The organism is Sphingomonas sp. (assembly GCF_036388435.1).
GTDB lineage: Bacteria > Pseudomonadota > Alphaproteobacteria > Sphingomonadales > Sphingomonadaceae > Sphingomonas.
The window spans coordinates 32,973-46,467 of the sequence record NZ_DASVRV010000001.1 but is presented as its reverse complement, the minus strand read 5'-3'; the positions used below and the strand labels follow the sequence as shown (position 1 = coordinate 46,467).

At 70.5% G+C, this 13,495-nt stretch carries 13 protein-coding genes and 1 pseudogene; 10 read left to right on the top strand and 4 right to left on the bottom strand.

Annotation, left to right across the window (positions count from 1 at the left end):
• Positions 1–6: 6 nt before the first annotated feature.
• The gene (gene hemA, locus VF592_RS00235) at positions 7–1,263 is read right to left on the bottom strand and encodes a 5-aminolevulinate synthase (RefSeq protein WP_331003581.1); all 1,257 of its coding nucleotides are present in this window, start codon (positions 1,261–1,263) and stop codon (positions 7–9) included.
• Between the two features lie 84 nt (positions 1,264–1,347).
• Positions 1,348–2,154, bottom strand: coding sequence for a glutamate racemase (murI, locus tag VF592_RS00230; protein WP_331003580.1), 807 nt, complete (start codon positions 2,152–2,154; stop codon positions 1,348–1,350).
• 75 nt (positions 2,155–2,229) lie between these two features.
• Between murI and plsY the strand changes: the two genes are divergently transcribed.
• The 4 genes from plsY (at position 2,230) to topA (ending at position 7,643) form a co-directional block, all read left to right on the top strand.
• The gene (plsY, locus tag VF592_RS00225; protein ID WP_331003579.1) at positions 2,230–2,862 is read left to right on the top strand and encodes a glycerol-3-phosphate 1-O-acyltransferase PlsY; all 633 of its coding nucleotides are present in this window, start codon (positions 2,230–2,232) and stop codon (positions 2,860–2,862) included.
• Positions 2,855–3,961 (top strand): DNA-processing protein DprA, encoded by a 1,107-nt coding sequence (gene dprA / locus VF592_RS00220; RefSeq protein ID WP_331003578.1) that lies wholly within the window; start codon positions 2,855–2,857, stop codon positions 3,959–3,961. The genes plsY and dprA overlap by 8 nt, the downstream gene beginning before the upstream one ends.
• A gap of 183 nt (positions 3,962–4,144) precedes the next feature.
• A complete protein-coding gene (locus tag VF592_RS00215) occupies positions 4,145–4,525 on the top strand; it encodes a DUF4440 domain-containing protein (protein ID WP_331003577.1) in 381 nt (126 codons plus the stop codon).
• A 529-nt stretch (positions 4,526–5,054) separates the two neighbouring features.
• Entirely contained in the window at positions 5,055–7,643 is a 2,589-nt protein-coding gene (gene topA / locus VF592_RS00210; protein ID WP_331003576.1) for a type I DNA topoisomerase, read from the top strand.
• 130 nt (positions 7,644–7,773) lie between these two features.
• Here topA and VF592_RS00205 read toward each other — a convergent pair whose 3' ends face one another.
• The gene (locus VF592_RS00205) at positions 7,774–8,070 is read right to left on the bottom strand and encodes a hypothetical protein (protein WP_331003575.1); all 297 of its coding nucleotides are present in this window, start codon (positions 8,068–8,070) and stop codon (positions 7,774–7,776) included.
• 72 nt (positions 8,071–8,142) lie between these two features.
• On the bottom strand, positions 8,143–8,997 hold the full coding sequence (gene panC / locus VF592_RS00200; RefSeq protein ID WP_331003574.1) for a pantoate--beta-alanine ligase: 855 nt from the start codon (positions 8,995–8,997) through the stop codon (positions 8,143–8,145).
• A 77-nt stretch (positions 8,998–9,074) separates the two neighbouring features.
• On the opposite strand from panC, the gene VF592_RS00195 reads away from it, so the two are divergent.
• From VF592_RS00195 to VF592_RS00170, 6 genes and pseudogenes are all read left to right on the top strand, one after another.
• On the top strand, positions 9,075–9,914 hold the full coding sequence (locus VF592_RS00195; protein WP_331003573.1) for a division plane positioning ATPase MipZ: 840 nt from the start codon (positions 9,075–9,077) through the stop codon (positions 9,912–9,914).
• Positions 9,911–10,168: a DnaJ domain-containing protein gene (locus tag VF592_RS00190; RefSeq protein WP_331003572.1), complete on the top strand. Its 258-nt coding sequence runs from the start codon at positions 9,911–9,913 to the stop codon at positions 10,166–10,168. The genes VF592_RS00195 and VF592_RS00190 overlap by 4 nt, the downstream gene beginning before the upstream one ends.
• A gap of 33 nt (positions 10,169–10,201) precedes the next feature.
• Positions 10,202–10,619 (top strand): annotated as a pseudogene (locus VF592_RS00185) (VOC family protein).
• 59 nt (positions 10,620–10,678) lie between these two features.
• Complete coding sequence (gene pgmG / locus VF592_RS00180; protein ID WP_331003571.1) at positions 10,679–12,049, top strand: phosphoglucomutase/phosphomannomutase PgmG; 1,371 nt, start codon at positions 10,679–10,681, stop codon at positions 12,047–12,049.
• Between the two features lie 32 nt (positions 12,050–12,081).
• Complete coding sequence (locus tag VF592_RS00175; protein WP_331003570.1) at positions 12,082–12,558, top strand: PH domain-containing protein; 477 nt, start codon at positions 12,082–12,084, stop codon at positions 12,556–12,558.
• Between the two features lie 48 nt (positions 12,559–12,606).
• A complete protein-coding gene (locus VF592_RS00170; RefSeq protein ID WP_331003569.1) occupies positions 12,607–13,371 on the top strand; it encodes an exonuclease domain-containing protein in 765 nt (254 codons plus the stop codon).
• Positions 13,372–13,495: the final 124 nt, after the last annotated feature.

Genomic DNA, 13,495 nt, shown 5'->3' with positions numbered 1-13,495 from the left:
CTGGGCTCACGCCGCTTGGCGAAGCTCCAGCCGGCTCCAGATCTCGACCAGCGCGTCGACCAGCTCGCGCATCATCGCTTGCGTATGCGCCGGGCCGGGGGTGAAGCGCAGCCGCTCGGTCCCCCGCGACACCGTGGGATAGTTGATCGGCTGGACGTAGACGCCGTATTCGGCGAGCAGGATGTCGCTGATCCGCTTGGCCTCGACCGGGTCGCCGACCATCACGGGCACGATGTGCGTGTCGCCGGGGATCACCGGCAGCCCGGCCTCCGCCAGCATCGCCTTCAGCCGTGCCGCCGCCGCCTGCTGCCCGTCGCGCTCGACCGACGAGCCCTTGAGGTGCCGGACGCTCGCCAGCACCCCCGCCACCAGCACCGGCGACAAGGAGGTCGTGAAGATGAAGCCGGGCGCATAGGAACGGATCACGTCGACGATCGTCCGGTCGGCCGCGATATAGCCGCCCATCACCCCGAACGCCTTGCCCAGAGTCCCCTCGATCACCGTCAGCCGGTGGGCGCATCCGTCGCGCTCGGAGATGCCGCCGCCGCGCGGGCCGTACATGCCGACCGCATGCACTTCGTCCAGGAAGGTCAGCGCGTTGTACCGGTCCGCCAGGTCGCAGATCGCCGCGATCGGCGACACGTCGCCTTCCATCGAATAAACGCTCTCGAACGCGATCAGCTTGGGCACCGACGGGTCTTCCGCCGCCAGCAGCGCCTCCAGATGCGCGAGGTCGTTGTGCCGGAAAACGCGCTTCTCGCATCCGGAATTGCGGATGCCCGCGATCATCGAGGCGTGGTTGAGCTCGTCGGAAAAGATCACGCAGCCCGGCAGCACCTTGGCCAGCGTATGCAGCGTCGCCTCGTTCGACACGTAACCGCTGGTGAACAGCAGGGCCGCTTCCTTGCCGTGCAGGTCGGCGAGCTCGTTCTCCAGGTCGACATGGTAATGCGTGTTGCCGCCGATGTTGCGCGTCCCCCCGGAGCCGGCGCCGACATCGTGAAGCGCTTCCTCCATCGCCGCGATCACCAGCGGGTGCTGACCCATCGCCAGATAATCGTTCGAGCACCACACGGTGATCGGCTTGGGGCCGTTATGCCCCGCAAAGCAGCGCGCATTCGGGAAGGCGCCCTTGTTGCGCAGGATGTCGATGAACACGCGGTAGCGGCCCTCGGCGTGAAGCCGGTCGATCGCCTGGGCGAACACCCGGCGATAGTCGACGGGCGCCTGGCTGGGGCCGGCAAGGGGGCCGATACTGTCCATCGCCCGCATCTAGTCTCGCGATCCGCCCTTTTCCAGCGCGAACAACTCGCAACTTGCCGCGTGTTACCGGGGCTTCCCGACCCGCTACAGCGCCTCGATCGCGGGGAAACCCCGCGCGGCCAGCGCGGGCGCCAGCGCGCGCTCCGCCTCGCCCAGCCGCGTGAACACGGCGACGCCGGGCGGCGCGCGACCCGGCCAGGTCTCGCCCGCCGTCAGCTGGGCGATTCGTCGCGCGATCCCCTCGCCCCCGTCGACGAAGCGCACCGGATGGGGGACCGCCGCCGCCAGCTCCGCCTCGACCAGCGGAAAATGGGTACAGGCATTCACCACCACATCGATCCGCTCGCCCCCCGGCTGCCCGAACAGGCCGTCCAGCACCGCGCGGTAACGCGCCGGGTCCACCGCCGCCCCGCGCAGCTTCGCCTCCGCCAGTTCCACCAGCTCGGCCGACCCGTGGCGCAGCACCAGGCAGTCGCCCGCATGGGCGCGCGACAGGTCGTCGACATAGCGTTGCGCCACCGTCGCCTCGGTCCCCAGCACCCCGACCACCCGCGTCCTCGAGAGCGCGGCGGCGGGCTTGATCGCGGGGACGGTGCCGACCACGGGCAGGTCCAGCGCCGCGCGGATCGCGGGAAGCGCGATCGTCGAGGCGGTGTTGCACGCGATCACGATCAGGCGCGGCCGATACCGCTCGGCCAGCCGCCCGAGCAGGGCCGGCACCCGCGCCGCGATCTCGTTCGCGCCCTTGATGCCGTATGGGAACCCCGCCGAATCCGCCGCATAGACGAAGGGCGCGTTCGGCAGCGCGTTCCGGGCGGGCGCGACGATCGACAGCCCGCCCACCCCGGAGTCGAAGAACAGGACCGGCCCGGCATTCATCGCGTCGCGCATAGCCGGGGCGTGCGCGCCGGTGAACCTGATTCAGTTTATTTGCACTATTGTGAGTATTGCCTAGAAACTGGGGACGTGGGGGATATCGTTCAGACAGAGATCCTTTGGATCGCGCCGACCCTGGCCCTGATCGGCGGGTATCTGCTGGGGTCCATCCCGTTCGGGGTGCTGCTCACGCGCGCTGCGGGGGCGGGTGATCTTCGCCGGGTCGGGTCGGGTAATATCGGCGCCACCAACGTGTTGCGCACCGGGCGCAAGGGCCTCGCCGCCGCCACCCTGCTGCTCGACATGCTGAAGGGCGCGCTCGCCGTGTGGATCGCGGCCCGCTGGTCCCCGGCCGACGCGCCGCTCGCGGCGGCCGGCGCGTTCATCGGCCATTGCTATCCCGTCTGGCTCGGCTTTCGCGGCGGCAAGGGGGTGGCCACCCTGATGGGCGTCGCGGTCGCGCTTCACTGGCCGATCAGCCTCGTTTATGCGCTGGTGTGGCTCGCCACCCTCGCGCTCACCCGCTATTCGTCGCTCGCCGGGATCGCCGCCGCGATCGCCGCGCCCGTGGCGGCGGCGATGCTCGACCGGTTCGACCTGGTGCTGCTGCTCCTCGCGCTGGCGGTGATCGTCCTGTACAAGCACGGCGCCAATATCGGCCGGCTGCTCGAGGGCACCGAGCCCAAGGTCGGCGGAAAAGGCGTCCGCGCCTCACATGGCTGACGCGGCGTTCGCCGGGGCCGCATCCGGCATCGCCGCCCGCCTTCGCCTGATCCGCACGCCCAGCATCGGCCCGGTCACCTATGCCCAGCTCCTCGCGCGCTTCGGCACCGCCCAGGCCGCGCTCGACGCGATCCCGCTTCTCGCCAGGCGCGGCGGCGGCCGGCCGCCCGTCCTCGCCGACCCCCGCGCGATCGCGGCCGAGATCGCCCGCGTCGCCGAACTCGGCGCGCGCCACCTGTTCCTCGACGACCCCGATTATCCGCCGCTCCTCGCCCAGCTCGAAAACGCGCCGCCCGCGTTGACGATGCGCGGCGACCTGGCGCTCCTCCGCCGACCCTGCGTCGCGATCGTCGGCGCGCGCAACGCATCCGCCGCCGCCTGTCGCTTCGCGCGCGAGCTCGCCGTCCAGCTCGGCGAGGGTGGCGCGACCGTCGTCTCCGGCCTGGCGCGCGGCGTCGACACCGCGGCGCATGTCGGCGCGCTCGGCACCGGCACCGTGGGCGTGATCGCCTGCGGGATCGACGTGGTGTTCCCGCCCGAAAACGCCGCGCTGCAGGAACGCGTCGGCGCGCAGGGGCTGCTCCTGGCCGAACAGCCGCCGGGCACCGAGCCCCGCGCGCGTCACTTCCCCTTCCGCAACCGCATCATCGCCGGGCTGTCGTCGGGCACGGTGGTGGTCGAGGCCGCGCCCAAGTCCGGCTCGCTCATCACGGCGCGGCTGGCGGCGGAGGCGGGGCGCGAGGTCATGGCGGTCCCCGGCTCTCCGCTCGACCCGCGCGCGCAAGGCTGCAATCTCCTGATCCGCGAGGGCGCGACCCTGGTCCAGAACGCGGGGGACATCCTGCAACAGATCCGCCCGCTGGACCCCCGCATGGTCCGCGCGCCCGGCGCCGGCTATGGCGGTCCCCCGCCCGAGGACGCGAGCGACGCGGTGCGCCGCGACGTGGAGCGCCTGCTCGGCCCGGTCGCGGTGCCGGTGGACGAACTGATCCGTCAGTCGGGCCATGCCCCGGCGCCGGTATCGATGGTGCTGCTGGAACTCGAACTGGGCGGGCGTCTCGAAAGGCACGCGGGCGGCCGGGTGTCGCTCGTCGGCTAAGCAAAGCTTGGACGACGAAATAGGCGACACCCCGGCCGACGATCGGCCGGTCGATCCGGCCGTATTCGGTCGACGGCGCGGCTTTGCCGCGACGCGGGTTCGGGTTCCATCTGCCTTCAACTGAAGATGGGGAACCACCACGGCGCCCACCCGCTTCAGCCCGAACCAAATGGGAGCACGCACATGGACGACGACCGCCTCTGGAGCTTCGAGCAGTCGCTATGGCTGGAAGGCGAGGACAATTACCGCGAAAAGGTCGACGCGGAGGTCCAGATGGTCCTCCCCATCCCCCCGCACGTCTTTTCCGGCGAGGACGCGATCGCCGCCGTCGCCGCCACCCCGATCTGGGACCGCGCCGACCTCACCGACCGCCAAGTCTCGCGCCCGCAGGAGGGGCTGATCGTCGTCGCCTATCACGTTCACGCCGAAAAGGACGGCACGGCGGGCTACCAAGCGCATTGCACCTCGGTGATCCGGCGGATCGAGCATGAGGTGTGGCGGGTCGTGCAGCACCAGCAATTGCCCCTGCTGGCGGCGTCTGCCGACGCTCAATCGCACGCATAGGCGAGGCGAACGGGACGGGGCGCGGGCGCCGACGCGACCCCGCCGCGACCTGTCGGGCAAAGGACGGCCGCGGCAGGACCGTCGACGATTGGTTCGCGAAAGATTGTAAGAATATGCAACCTGGACGTTAACCAATTGCATACCGGCGCCGCGATAACAGGGCCGGGACGAACGTCGCGTATGCGTTGGACCATCGTGAACAAGGGCGGGAACATGCGCTGGGCATTGGACGAATTCGAGAGCTGGGCTTGCCAGGAGGACCGGCTGGCGAAGCGAGCCGCTTCGGTCGACGCGCGCGAGTTCCACAGCAGGGCGGCCGCGGTTTTCCGGTCGCGGGCGGGATCCATGCGTTCCGGTTTCCGCGCGTCGCTGGGTCTTGCCCGTCACTCCTGACGGGGCGTCCTCCTCACTCCGCGCTCCGGGTGCATCGGCCAGCACCGTCCGCGCCAAAGCCGACAACGCCGCCGGCTTGACGGCGCCCTCGCCCCGTCCCCACCCTCACGCGTACACGTGAGGGATCGAACACCACATGCAGCTCGTCATCGTCGAGTCGCCCGCCAAGGCGAAAACCATCGAGAAATATCTGGGCGGCGATTATCGCGTGCTCGCCTCCTACGGCCATGTCCGCGACCTGCCGCCGCGCGACGGATCGGTGGACCCCGATGACGGCTTCGCGATGGAATGGGAGAATTACGCCGACAAGGCCAAGCAGCTCCGCGCCATCGCCGACGAGGCCAAGAAGGCCGACCGGCTGATCCTCGCCACCGATCCCGATCGCGAGGGCGAGGCGATCTCGTGGCACGTCCAGGAGGTGCTTCGGAACCGCAAGGCGCTTCCCGCCCAGGTCGAACGCGTCACCTTCAACGCGATCACCAAACAAGCCGTGACCGACGCGATGAAGCGCCCGCGCGAGCTCGATCACGACCTGATCGACGCTTACCGGGCCAGGCGGGCGCTCGATTATCTGGTCGGCTTCACCCTGTCGCCCGTGCTCTGGCGCAAGCTGCCCGGCGCCAAGTCGGCGGGCCGCGTCCAGTCGGTCTCCTTGCGCCTCATCGTCGAGCGCGAGCGCGAGATCGAGGCGTTCCGCGCCCAGGAATATTGGTCGGTCACCGCGGCCCTCGAGCAGGACGGCACCCCCTTCACCGCTCGTTTGACCCAGTGGGAGGGCCGGAAGCTCGACCGGCTGTCGATCGGCGCGGAGGGTGACGCGCTCCGCGCCAAGGCCGATGTCGAAGCAGGCCGCTTCTCCGTCCAGTCGGTCGAGACCAGGCCGGCGACGCGCAACCCGCCCCCGCCCTTCACCACGTCGACCCTGCAACAGGAGGCGGCGCGCAAGCTCGGCTTCTCCGCCGACCACACGATGCGGATCGCGCAGCAGCTCTACGAGGACGGCGCGATCACCTATATGCGCACCGACGGGGTGCAGATGGACGGATCGGCCATCAGCGCGGCGCGCAAGGCGGTCGCCGACCGCTACGACGCCGGCTACGTACCCGACAAGCCGCGTCACTACACCACCAAGGCCAAGAACGCGCAGGAAGCGCATGAGGCGATCCGCCCCACCGACTTCGGCCGCGACAAGATCGGGAGCGGCGATCACGCCCGCCTCTACGACCTGGTGTGGAAACGCGCGCTGGCGAGCCAGATGGCGTCGGCGCGCATGGAGCGCACCACGGTCGAGCTCGCCGAGGGCACCGGCCGCCACGTCCTGCGCGCCACCGGCCAGGTGGTCCTCTTCCCCGGCTATCTGGCGCTATACGAGGAAGGCTCGGACGACAGGGTCGTTGGCGGCGGCTCTGGCCAACAGGCCGACGCCGCCGACGAGGACGCCCGCCGCCTGCCGCGGATGCGCGAGGGCGACGCCCCCGCCAGGAAGGCCGTGAACGCCGAACAGCATTTCACCCAGCCGCCCCCGCGCTTCTCCGAGGCGTCGCTGGTCAAGCGCATGGAGGAGCTCGGCATCGGCCGCCCCTCCACCTATGCGTCGATCATCAAGACCCTCAAGGACCGCGCCTATGTGCGCATCGAGAAGAACCGCTTCTTCGCCGAGGAGAGCGGGCGCCTGGTGACCGCGTTCCTGGAACGCTTCTTCGAACGCTATGTCGGCTATGACTATACGGCGGGGCTGGAGGACCAGCTCGACGAGGTGTCGGGCGGACGGGCCCAATGGCAGGCGGTGCTCGACGCGTTCTGGCGCGACTTCAAGCCGCTCACCACCGACGTGATGGAACAGAAACCGAGCGAGGTCACCGCCGCGCTCGACCAGTTCCTCGCGCCCTATCTGTTTCCCGACAAGGCCGACGGCACCGACCCGCGCCTTTGCCCCAATTGCCAGGCCGGCCAGCTCGCGCTGCGGGGCGGCAAGTTCGGCGCGTTCATCGCCTGCTCCAACTATCCCGAGTGCAAGTTCACCCGCCGCTTCGCCCAGGGCGGCGAGGGGGCGGAGGGCGCCGATACCGGCCCGTCGACCCTGGGCGTCGACCCCGCGACCGACCTGCCCGTCGAGCGCAAATCGGGGCGGTTCGGCCCCTATCTCCAGCTCGGCGAGGGCGAGACGCGCAAGCTCGCCTCCATCCCCAAGGATATCGGCGAGCTCGATCTGGAGATGGCGCTGAAATTGCTCTCGCTTCCGCGCACGGTCGGCAAGCACCCCGAGACGGGCGAGGACATCACCGCCGCGATCGGCCGCTATGGCGCGTACCTCAAGCACGCCGGAAAATATGCCCGGCTCCAGTCGACCGCCGAGGTGTTCGAGACCGGCATGAACGCCGCGGTCGCCAAGCTCGCCGACGCGGCGGCGGGCGGCGGGCGGGCCGGACGCGGCGCCGCGCGCGAGCCGCTGAAACTGCTGGGCGCGCATCCGCGCACCGAGCTGGAGCTGAAGCTGATGGAGGGGCGCTACGGACCCTATGTCACCGACGGCACGACCAACGCGACGCTGCCCAAATCGATCGAACCCGGCGCGCTGACGCTGGAGGAAGCCGCCCAGCTCATCGACGACCGCGCCGCCGCCGCCCCGCCCAAGGGCAGGAAGGCCGCCCCGAAAAAGGCGGCCGCGAAGAAACCGGCGGCGAAGAAACCGGCGGCGAAGAAACCCGCGGCGAAGAAGACCTGAATTCCTCCCCGGAACAGGGAAGGGGGCCGGCCAAAGGCTGGTGCAGGGAGCCCGCGGAGCGAGCCGCCGCCGCAGAGCCGCGTCTTCGACCGCCGAGCGGCCGACCCGTCGGCCGTTTGCGCCTGCGCCGCTACGCCGCCCGTGCCCGCGTCGTGCCCAGCCAGGCGCGCGCCTGGCGCTGCGCCTCGGCGATCTCGCGCGCGGTCATGTCGCAGGCGACCTCGGCGCGCGCGTCCTGCGCGGGGCGCAGCCCCGACACCGCGGCCAGGTTGAACCATTTATGCGCCGCGACCAGGTCGACGGTCATGCCGTTGGTGCCCGTCGAATAGGTCACCCCCAGATCGTAGAACGCGTCCACGTCGCCCCGCGCCGCGTCGCGCATCCGGCTTTCCATCAGGAAATTCGCGGTCTTCAGACTGCTGCCCATCTTGGCCCCCATCACTCCGATTGGTGATGAACGCAGCTTGCCGCCTGAGTCGTCAGCAAATGGTTAACGTGGTTAAGGCTGTTCGACGGCCATGTTGTCGATCAGCCGCGTCGCCCCCATCCGCGCCGCCGCGAGCAGCCGGCGCGGGCGTCCGGGCACCGGGTCGCCCAGCGTCCCCGCATCGACCAGCGCCACGTAGTCCACCACGAACCCCGCCGCCGCCAATGCCGCCCCCGCCCTTCCCAGCACGGCCTCGACCGGATCGCCCGCCGCGATCGCCCGTGCGGCCGCCTCCAGCGCGCGCGGCAACGCCGGCGCCCGCACCCGCTCGTCGGGGCTCAGATAGACGTTACGCGACGACAGCGCCAACCCGTCCGCCTCGCGCATCGTCGGCACCGCCACCACCTGGACCGCCAGGTCGAGATCGGCCGCCATCCGCCGCACCACGGCGAGCTGCTGGAAATCCTTTTCCCCGAAACAGGCGCAATCGGGCCGCACCTGCGCGAACAGCTTGGCGACGACCGTGGCGACCCCGTCGAAATGCCCCGGCCGGGCCGCGCCGTCGAGCCGGGTCGTCAACCCGCCCGCGACCGACACCGTCGTCGCGAAGCCCGTCGGGTACATCGTCTCCACCGACGGCGCCCAGAGCAGGTCGCATCCCGCCCCCTCCAGCATCGCCGCGTCCTGCGCTTCCTGCCGGGGATAGCGCGCCAGGTCCTCGTTCGGCCCGAACTGCCTGGGGTTGACGAAGATCGACGCCACCACCCGCGTGCCCGACCCGTGCCCCATCGCTAGCGCCGCGTCGATCAGCGCCATGTGCCCCGCATGGAGGGCCCCCATGGTCGGCACCAGCGCCACGCTGGCGCCCTCCGCCCGGAATTCGGCCAGGGCGGCGCGTAGCGCGTCCAGGGTACGGACGATCCTCATCGAAAAAAGCCTCGTTGGTTGACCCGCGCGGCTTTATGGAGCGGTGAACGGCCAAGCAACCAAGGACCCACGCCACCATGGCCACCGCGCCAGCCCCCCTTGTCCCAGCCCCCCATGTGATCGTCTTCGCCAACGAGAAGGGCGGCACCGGCAAGTCGACCACCGCGGTCCATGTCGCCATCGCGCTGGCGGCCAAGGGCGCGCGCGTCGCCTGCCTCGACCTTGATCACCGCCAGCGCACCGTCGGCCGCTATCTCGACAATCGCGCGGAGACGATCAAGCGCACCGGCGCCGCGCTGCCCATGCCCGTCCACGCCACCCATGACGGCCACACCGACGGCGTGTTCGAGGAATTGTGGCACTCGCTGTCCGACGGGGCCGACTTTCTCGTCGTCGACACCCCCGGCCGCGACGACCCGTACGCCCGCCTCGCCGCCTCGCTCGCGACCACGCTCGTCACGCCGATGAACGACAGCTTCGTCGATTTCGACCTGATCGGCCAGGTCGATCCCGAGACGTTCAAGGTCACGCGTCCTTCCTTCTACGCCGAGCTGATCTGGGACGCGCGCAAGCAGCGCGCGCGCGCCGACGGCACCACCATCGACTGGGTGGTGCTCCGCAACCGCCTCCAGCATATCGAGGCGCGCAACATGCGCCGCGTGTCGGACGCGCTGGCCCAGCTGTCCAAGCGCGTCGGCTTCCGCATCATCCCCGGCCTGGGTGAGCGCGTGGTCTACCGCGAGCTCTTCCCCTCGGGGCTGACGATGATCGATGCGAAGATGTTCGGATCGATGGGCCTCTCCCACGTCGCCGCGCGCCAGGAACTGCGCGAGATGATGGCCGCGCTGCAACTCCCCGAACCCGGCACCGCGCAATCCGCCACGCCCGACCCCAAGCTCGCCGAGGTCGCGGCATGAAATACCTCGCCATCGCCCTGATCCTCTGGGCGCTCTGGCATTTCCTGCGCCGCCCCTCGCGCACCAAGGTGGTGATCCGCGACGAGGCGCAGGCTAGAGCGGTGCTCGGCGTCGCCCCCGACGCCGACGCCGACGCCATCCGCGCCGCCCACCGCCGCCTCGTGTCGGGCGTCCATCCCGACCGCGGCGGCTCCGCCGAGCTGGCGCGCAGGGTGAACGCGGCCAGGGACCTGCTGCTGGGGCGGATGGAGTAACGGCCGCTCGGGTCGGTCACGGGGAGTCCGGACATGGCGGCGATCAGCGGACTGAACCACATCACCTTGGCGGGTGACCGACGTGGAGCGCTCCGTCGCCTTCTACCGCGACCTGCTGGGCTGCGCCGTCCGGGCGATATGGGCGGACGGCGCCTATCTGGAGGCGGGGACGCTGTGGCTCTGCCTGGCGCGCGACGACGAAGCCCGACGCGCGCCGCACCCCGATTACACCCATATCGCCTTTAGCGTCCCCGAGGACGCCTATGCCGGACTGGCCGACCGCATCGCGGCGCGGTGCACGCTATGGAAGGGTGATGGCAGCGAGGGCGCCTCGACCTATTTTCTCGATCCCGACGGACATAAGCTGGAAATCCATCTGGGATCGCTCGATACGCGCTTGCACCATTATCGAGCAGATCCGTCCAACGCGGTCCGCATCTTCGACGCCTGACGGCCCCTGCCGGGGTCGATCCGACCTCCCCGTTCACGGTCCACAGCACTCAAGGCCACATGATCCACCATTTCCACCCCTCCATCCTGCGCGAATACGACATTCGTGGCCCGGTCGGTTCCCTGCTCGGACATGATGATGCACATGCCGTCGGCCGCAGCTTCGCCACGCGGGTGCGACGCGCGGGCGGGGGCCGGGTCGCGGTCGGGCGCGATGGGCGGCTGTCCTCGCCCGAGCTGGAGGCGGCGCTGGTCGAAGGCCTGCGCACGGGCGGGGTGGACGTGGTGCGGATCGGCCTCGGCCCGACGCCCATGCTTTATCATGCGGAGGCGACGCTCGGGGTCGATGGTGGCATTCAGGTCACCGGCAGCCATAATCCGTCGGGGCATAACGGGTTCAAGCTGATGCTCGGCCACCGTTCCTTCTTCGGCGACGACGTCCAAGACCTGGCGCGGCTCGCGGCGGCGGGCGACTGGACGGAGGGCGCGGGAACGGTCCAGGACGTGGACATCCAGGGCGCCTATGTGTCGCGCCTGCTCGACGTGCGCCCGGTGGCGGCGCGGGTCGGCTGGGATACGGGCAACGGCGCGGCGGGGCCGGTGATCGCGGCGCTGACCGCGCGGCTCCCCGGCGGGCACCACCTGCTCCACGCACAGGTCGACGGCCACTTCCCCAACCACCATCCCGATCCCAGCGAGGAAGGCAACCTCGCGGACCTGAAAGCCCTGGTGCTGGAGCGTGGTTTGGATTGCGGCTTCGCCTTCGACGGCGACGGCGACCGGATCGGCGCGGTCGACGGCCGCGGCCGCGCGGTGCGCGCCGACCTGCTGCTGGCGCTGCTGGCCCAGCCGGTGCTGCGCGACCTGCCGGGCGCGACGATCATCGCCGACGTGAAGTCGAGCGCCGCGCTGTTCGACCGGGTATGCGAGCTGGGCGGGCGGCCCGTCATGTGGAAGTCCGGCCACAGCTCGATCAAGTCGCGGATGCTCCACGAGGACGCGCCGATCGCGGGCGAACTGTCGGGCCACATCTTCTTCGCGCATCGCTGGTACGGTTTCGACGACGCGCAATATGCGGCGGTGCGGCTGCTCGAACTGCTCGGCGAAACGGGCGCGACGCTGGCCGATCTCGTCGACGCGCTCCCCCGCTACCACGCCACCCCCGAGCTGCGCTTTGCCGTCGACCCCGCCAGCCGCGTCCGGGTGGTGGACGAGGTGCTCGCCCGGCTCGCGGCGCGCGGGGCGGCGGTCGAGCGCGTGGACGGGGCGCGCGTGACCACCGCCGACGGCTGGTGGCTGCTGCGTGCGTCGAACACCGAGTCGCTCCTGACGGTCCGCGCCGAGGCGCGCGACGAGGCCGGCCTCGCGCGCCTGCTGGCCGAAGTCGACGCCCAACTCGCGGCGAGCGGCGTCGAACGCCCACCCGATTGACAGAAACGCCGCCCCCTCTACCCTCCCCGCCCATGGACTACCCCACCGAGCGCCCCGTCGACAGCTTCCGCTCGTCCACCGCGCGCTGGCTGTTCGGCAGCTTCGCCGGCTGGGCGACGCTTCTCCTGTGCCTGGTCGGGGTCGGCTTGCTGATCCTGGGTTTCCGCTGGCTGCAGAATCTGGGCAGCGCGTACGAGATCACCGACCAGCGGCTGATCGTCCGGCGCGGCATCCTGGTGAAGACGGTGGACGAGATCGAGCTCTACCGGGTGAAGGACGTGCGGCTCGAATATTCGCTGCTCAACCAGATGACCGATATCGGCACCATCGCGCTCACCTCCTCCGATCCGTCGACCGGCGGCGGCGCCTTCGTGCTGCGCGACGTGCCCATGGCGCGCGATCGGCGCGAGGGGCTGCGCGGGCTGGTCGAGCGCGCCCGCATCCGCCGCGGCGTGCGCGAGGTCGATGTCGATCCGGTGGCGGCCCCCGGTTACGCGACGCTCGCCTAAGTCACTCGATACGCTGGATTCGCGCGGATCGCGCCCCCATATCGGGTTATGCCTCCCGCTCCCCAGCCGCGCCTGCTGCGCGTCATCGACCTCGAAACCACCGGCAACGCCCCTCCCGCCCATGCGGTGCTGGAGATCGGCTGGCAGGACGTGGCGCTCGGCGCCGACGGCCGCTGGGCGCTTCACGGCGAGGGCGGGCGCACCTTCGTCAACCCCAACCGCCCGATCCCGCCCATCACCCAGGCGATCCACCACATCCTCGACGAGGAGGTGGCCGACGCCCCGCAATGGATCGACGTCGCGCGCCAGGCGCTCGATCCTTGGCCCCGGCGGGTCGCGCTCGCCGCCCACCGCGCCGATTTCGAGCAGCAATATTGCAGCCCCGCGCTGACCCGCAACGCCGACTGGATCTGCACCTGGAAATGCGCGCTGCGGCTGTGGCCCGACAGCCCCTCCTTCTCGAACCAGGTGCTGCGTTACTGGCGCAAGCCCGACGGGCTCGACCACCAGCGCGGTCTGCCCATCCACCGCGCCTTTCCCGACGCCTACGTGACCGCCCACCATCTGCGCGACCAGTTGAACGAGGCGGGCTTCGACCAGCTCCTCGCCTGGTCGCGCGAGCCCGGCCTGCTACCCCGCGTCCGCTACGGCCCCGACCGGGGCAAGGACTGGCGCGAGATCTCCGACGACAGCCTGGCGGGCTTCCTGTCCGACCGCGACGTGGACATCCGCTTCACCGCCGAAACCGAACTCGCGCGGCGCCGGGGCGGCGGCCATGTCGGCCGCGCCTCGACCCAGGAACTGCTGCTTTGATTTGATCCGCTCACGCGGATGCGGCGCCGGCCCGCTCCCCCACCCGGCCGCCCAGCTAGGCTACTCTGTGGGCAGCCGGGTTGGGGGAGCGGGCCGGCGCCGCGCTCGGTTCAGCTTCGCTGAC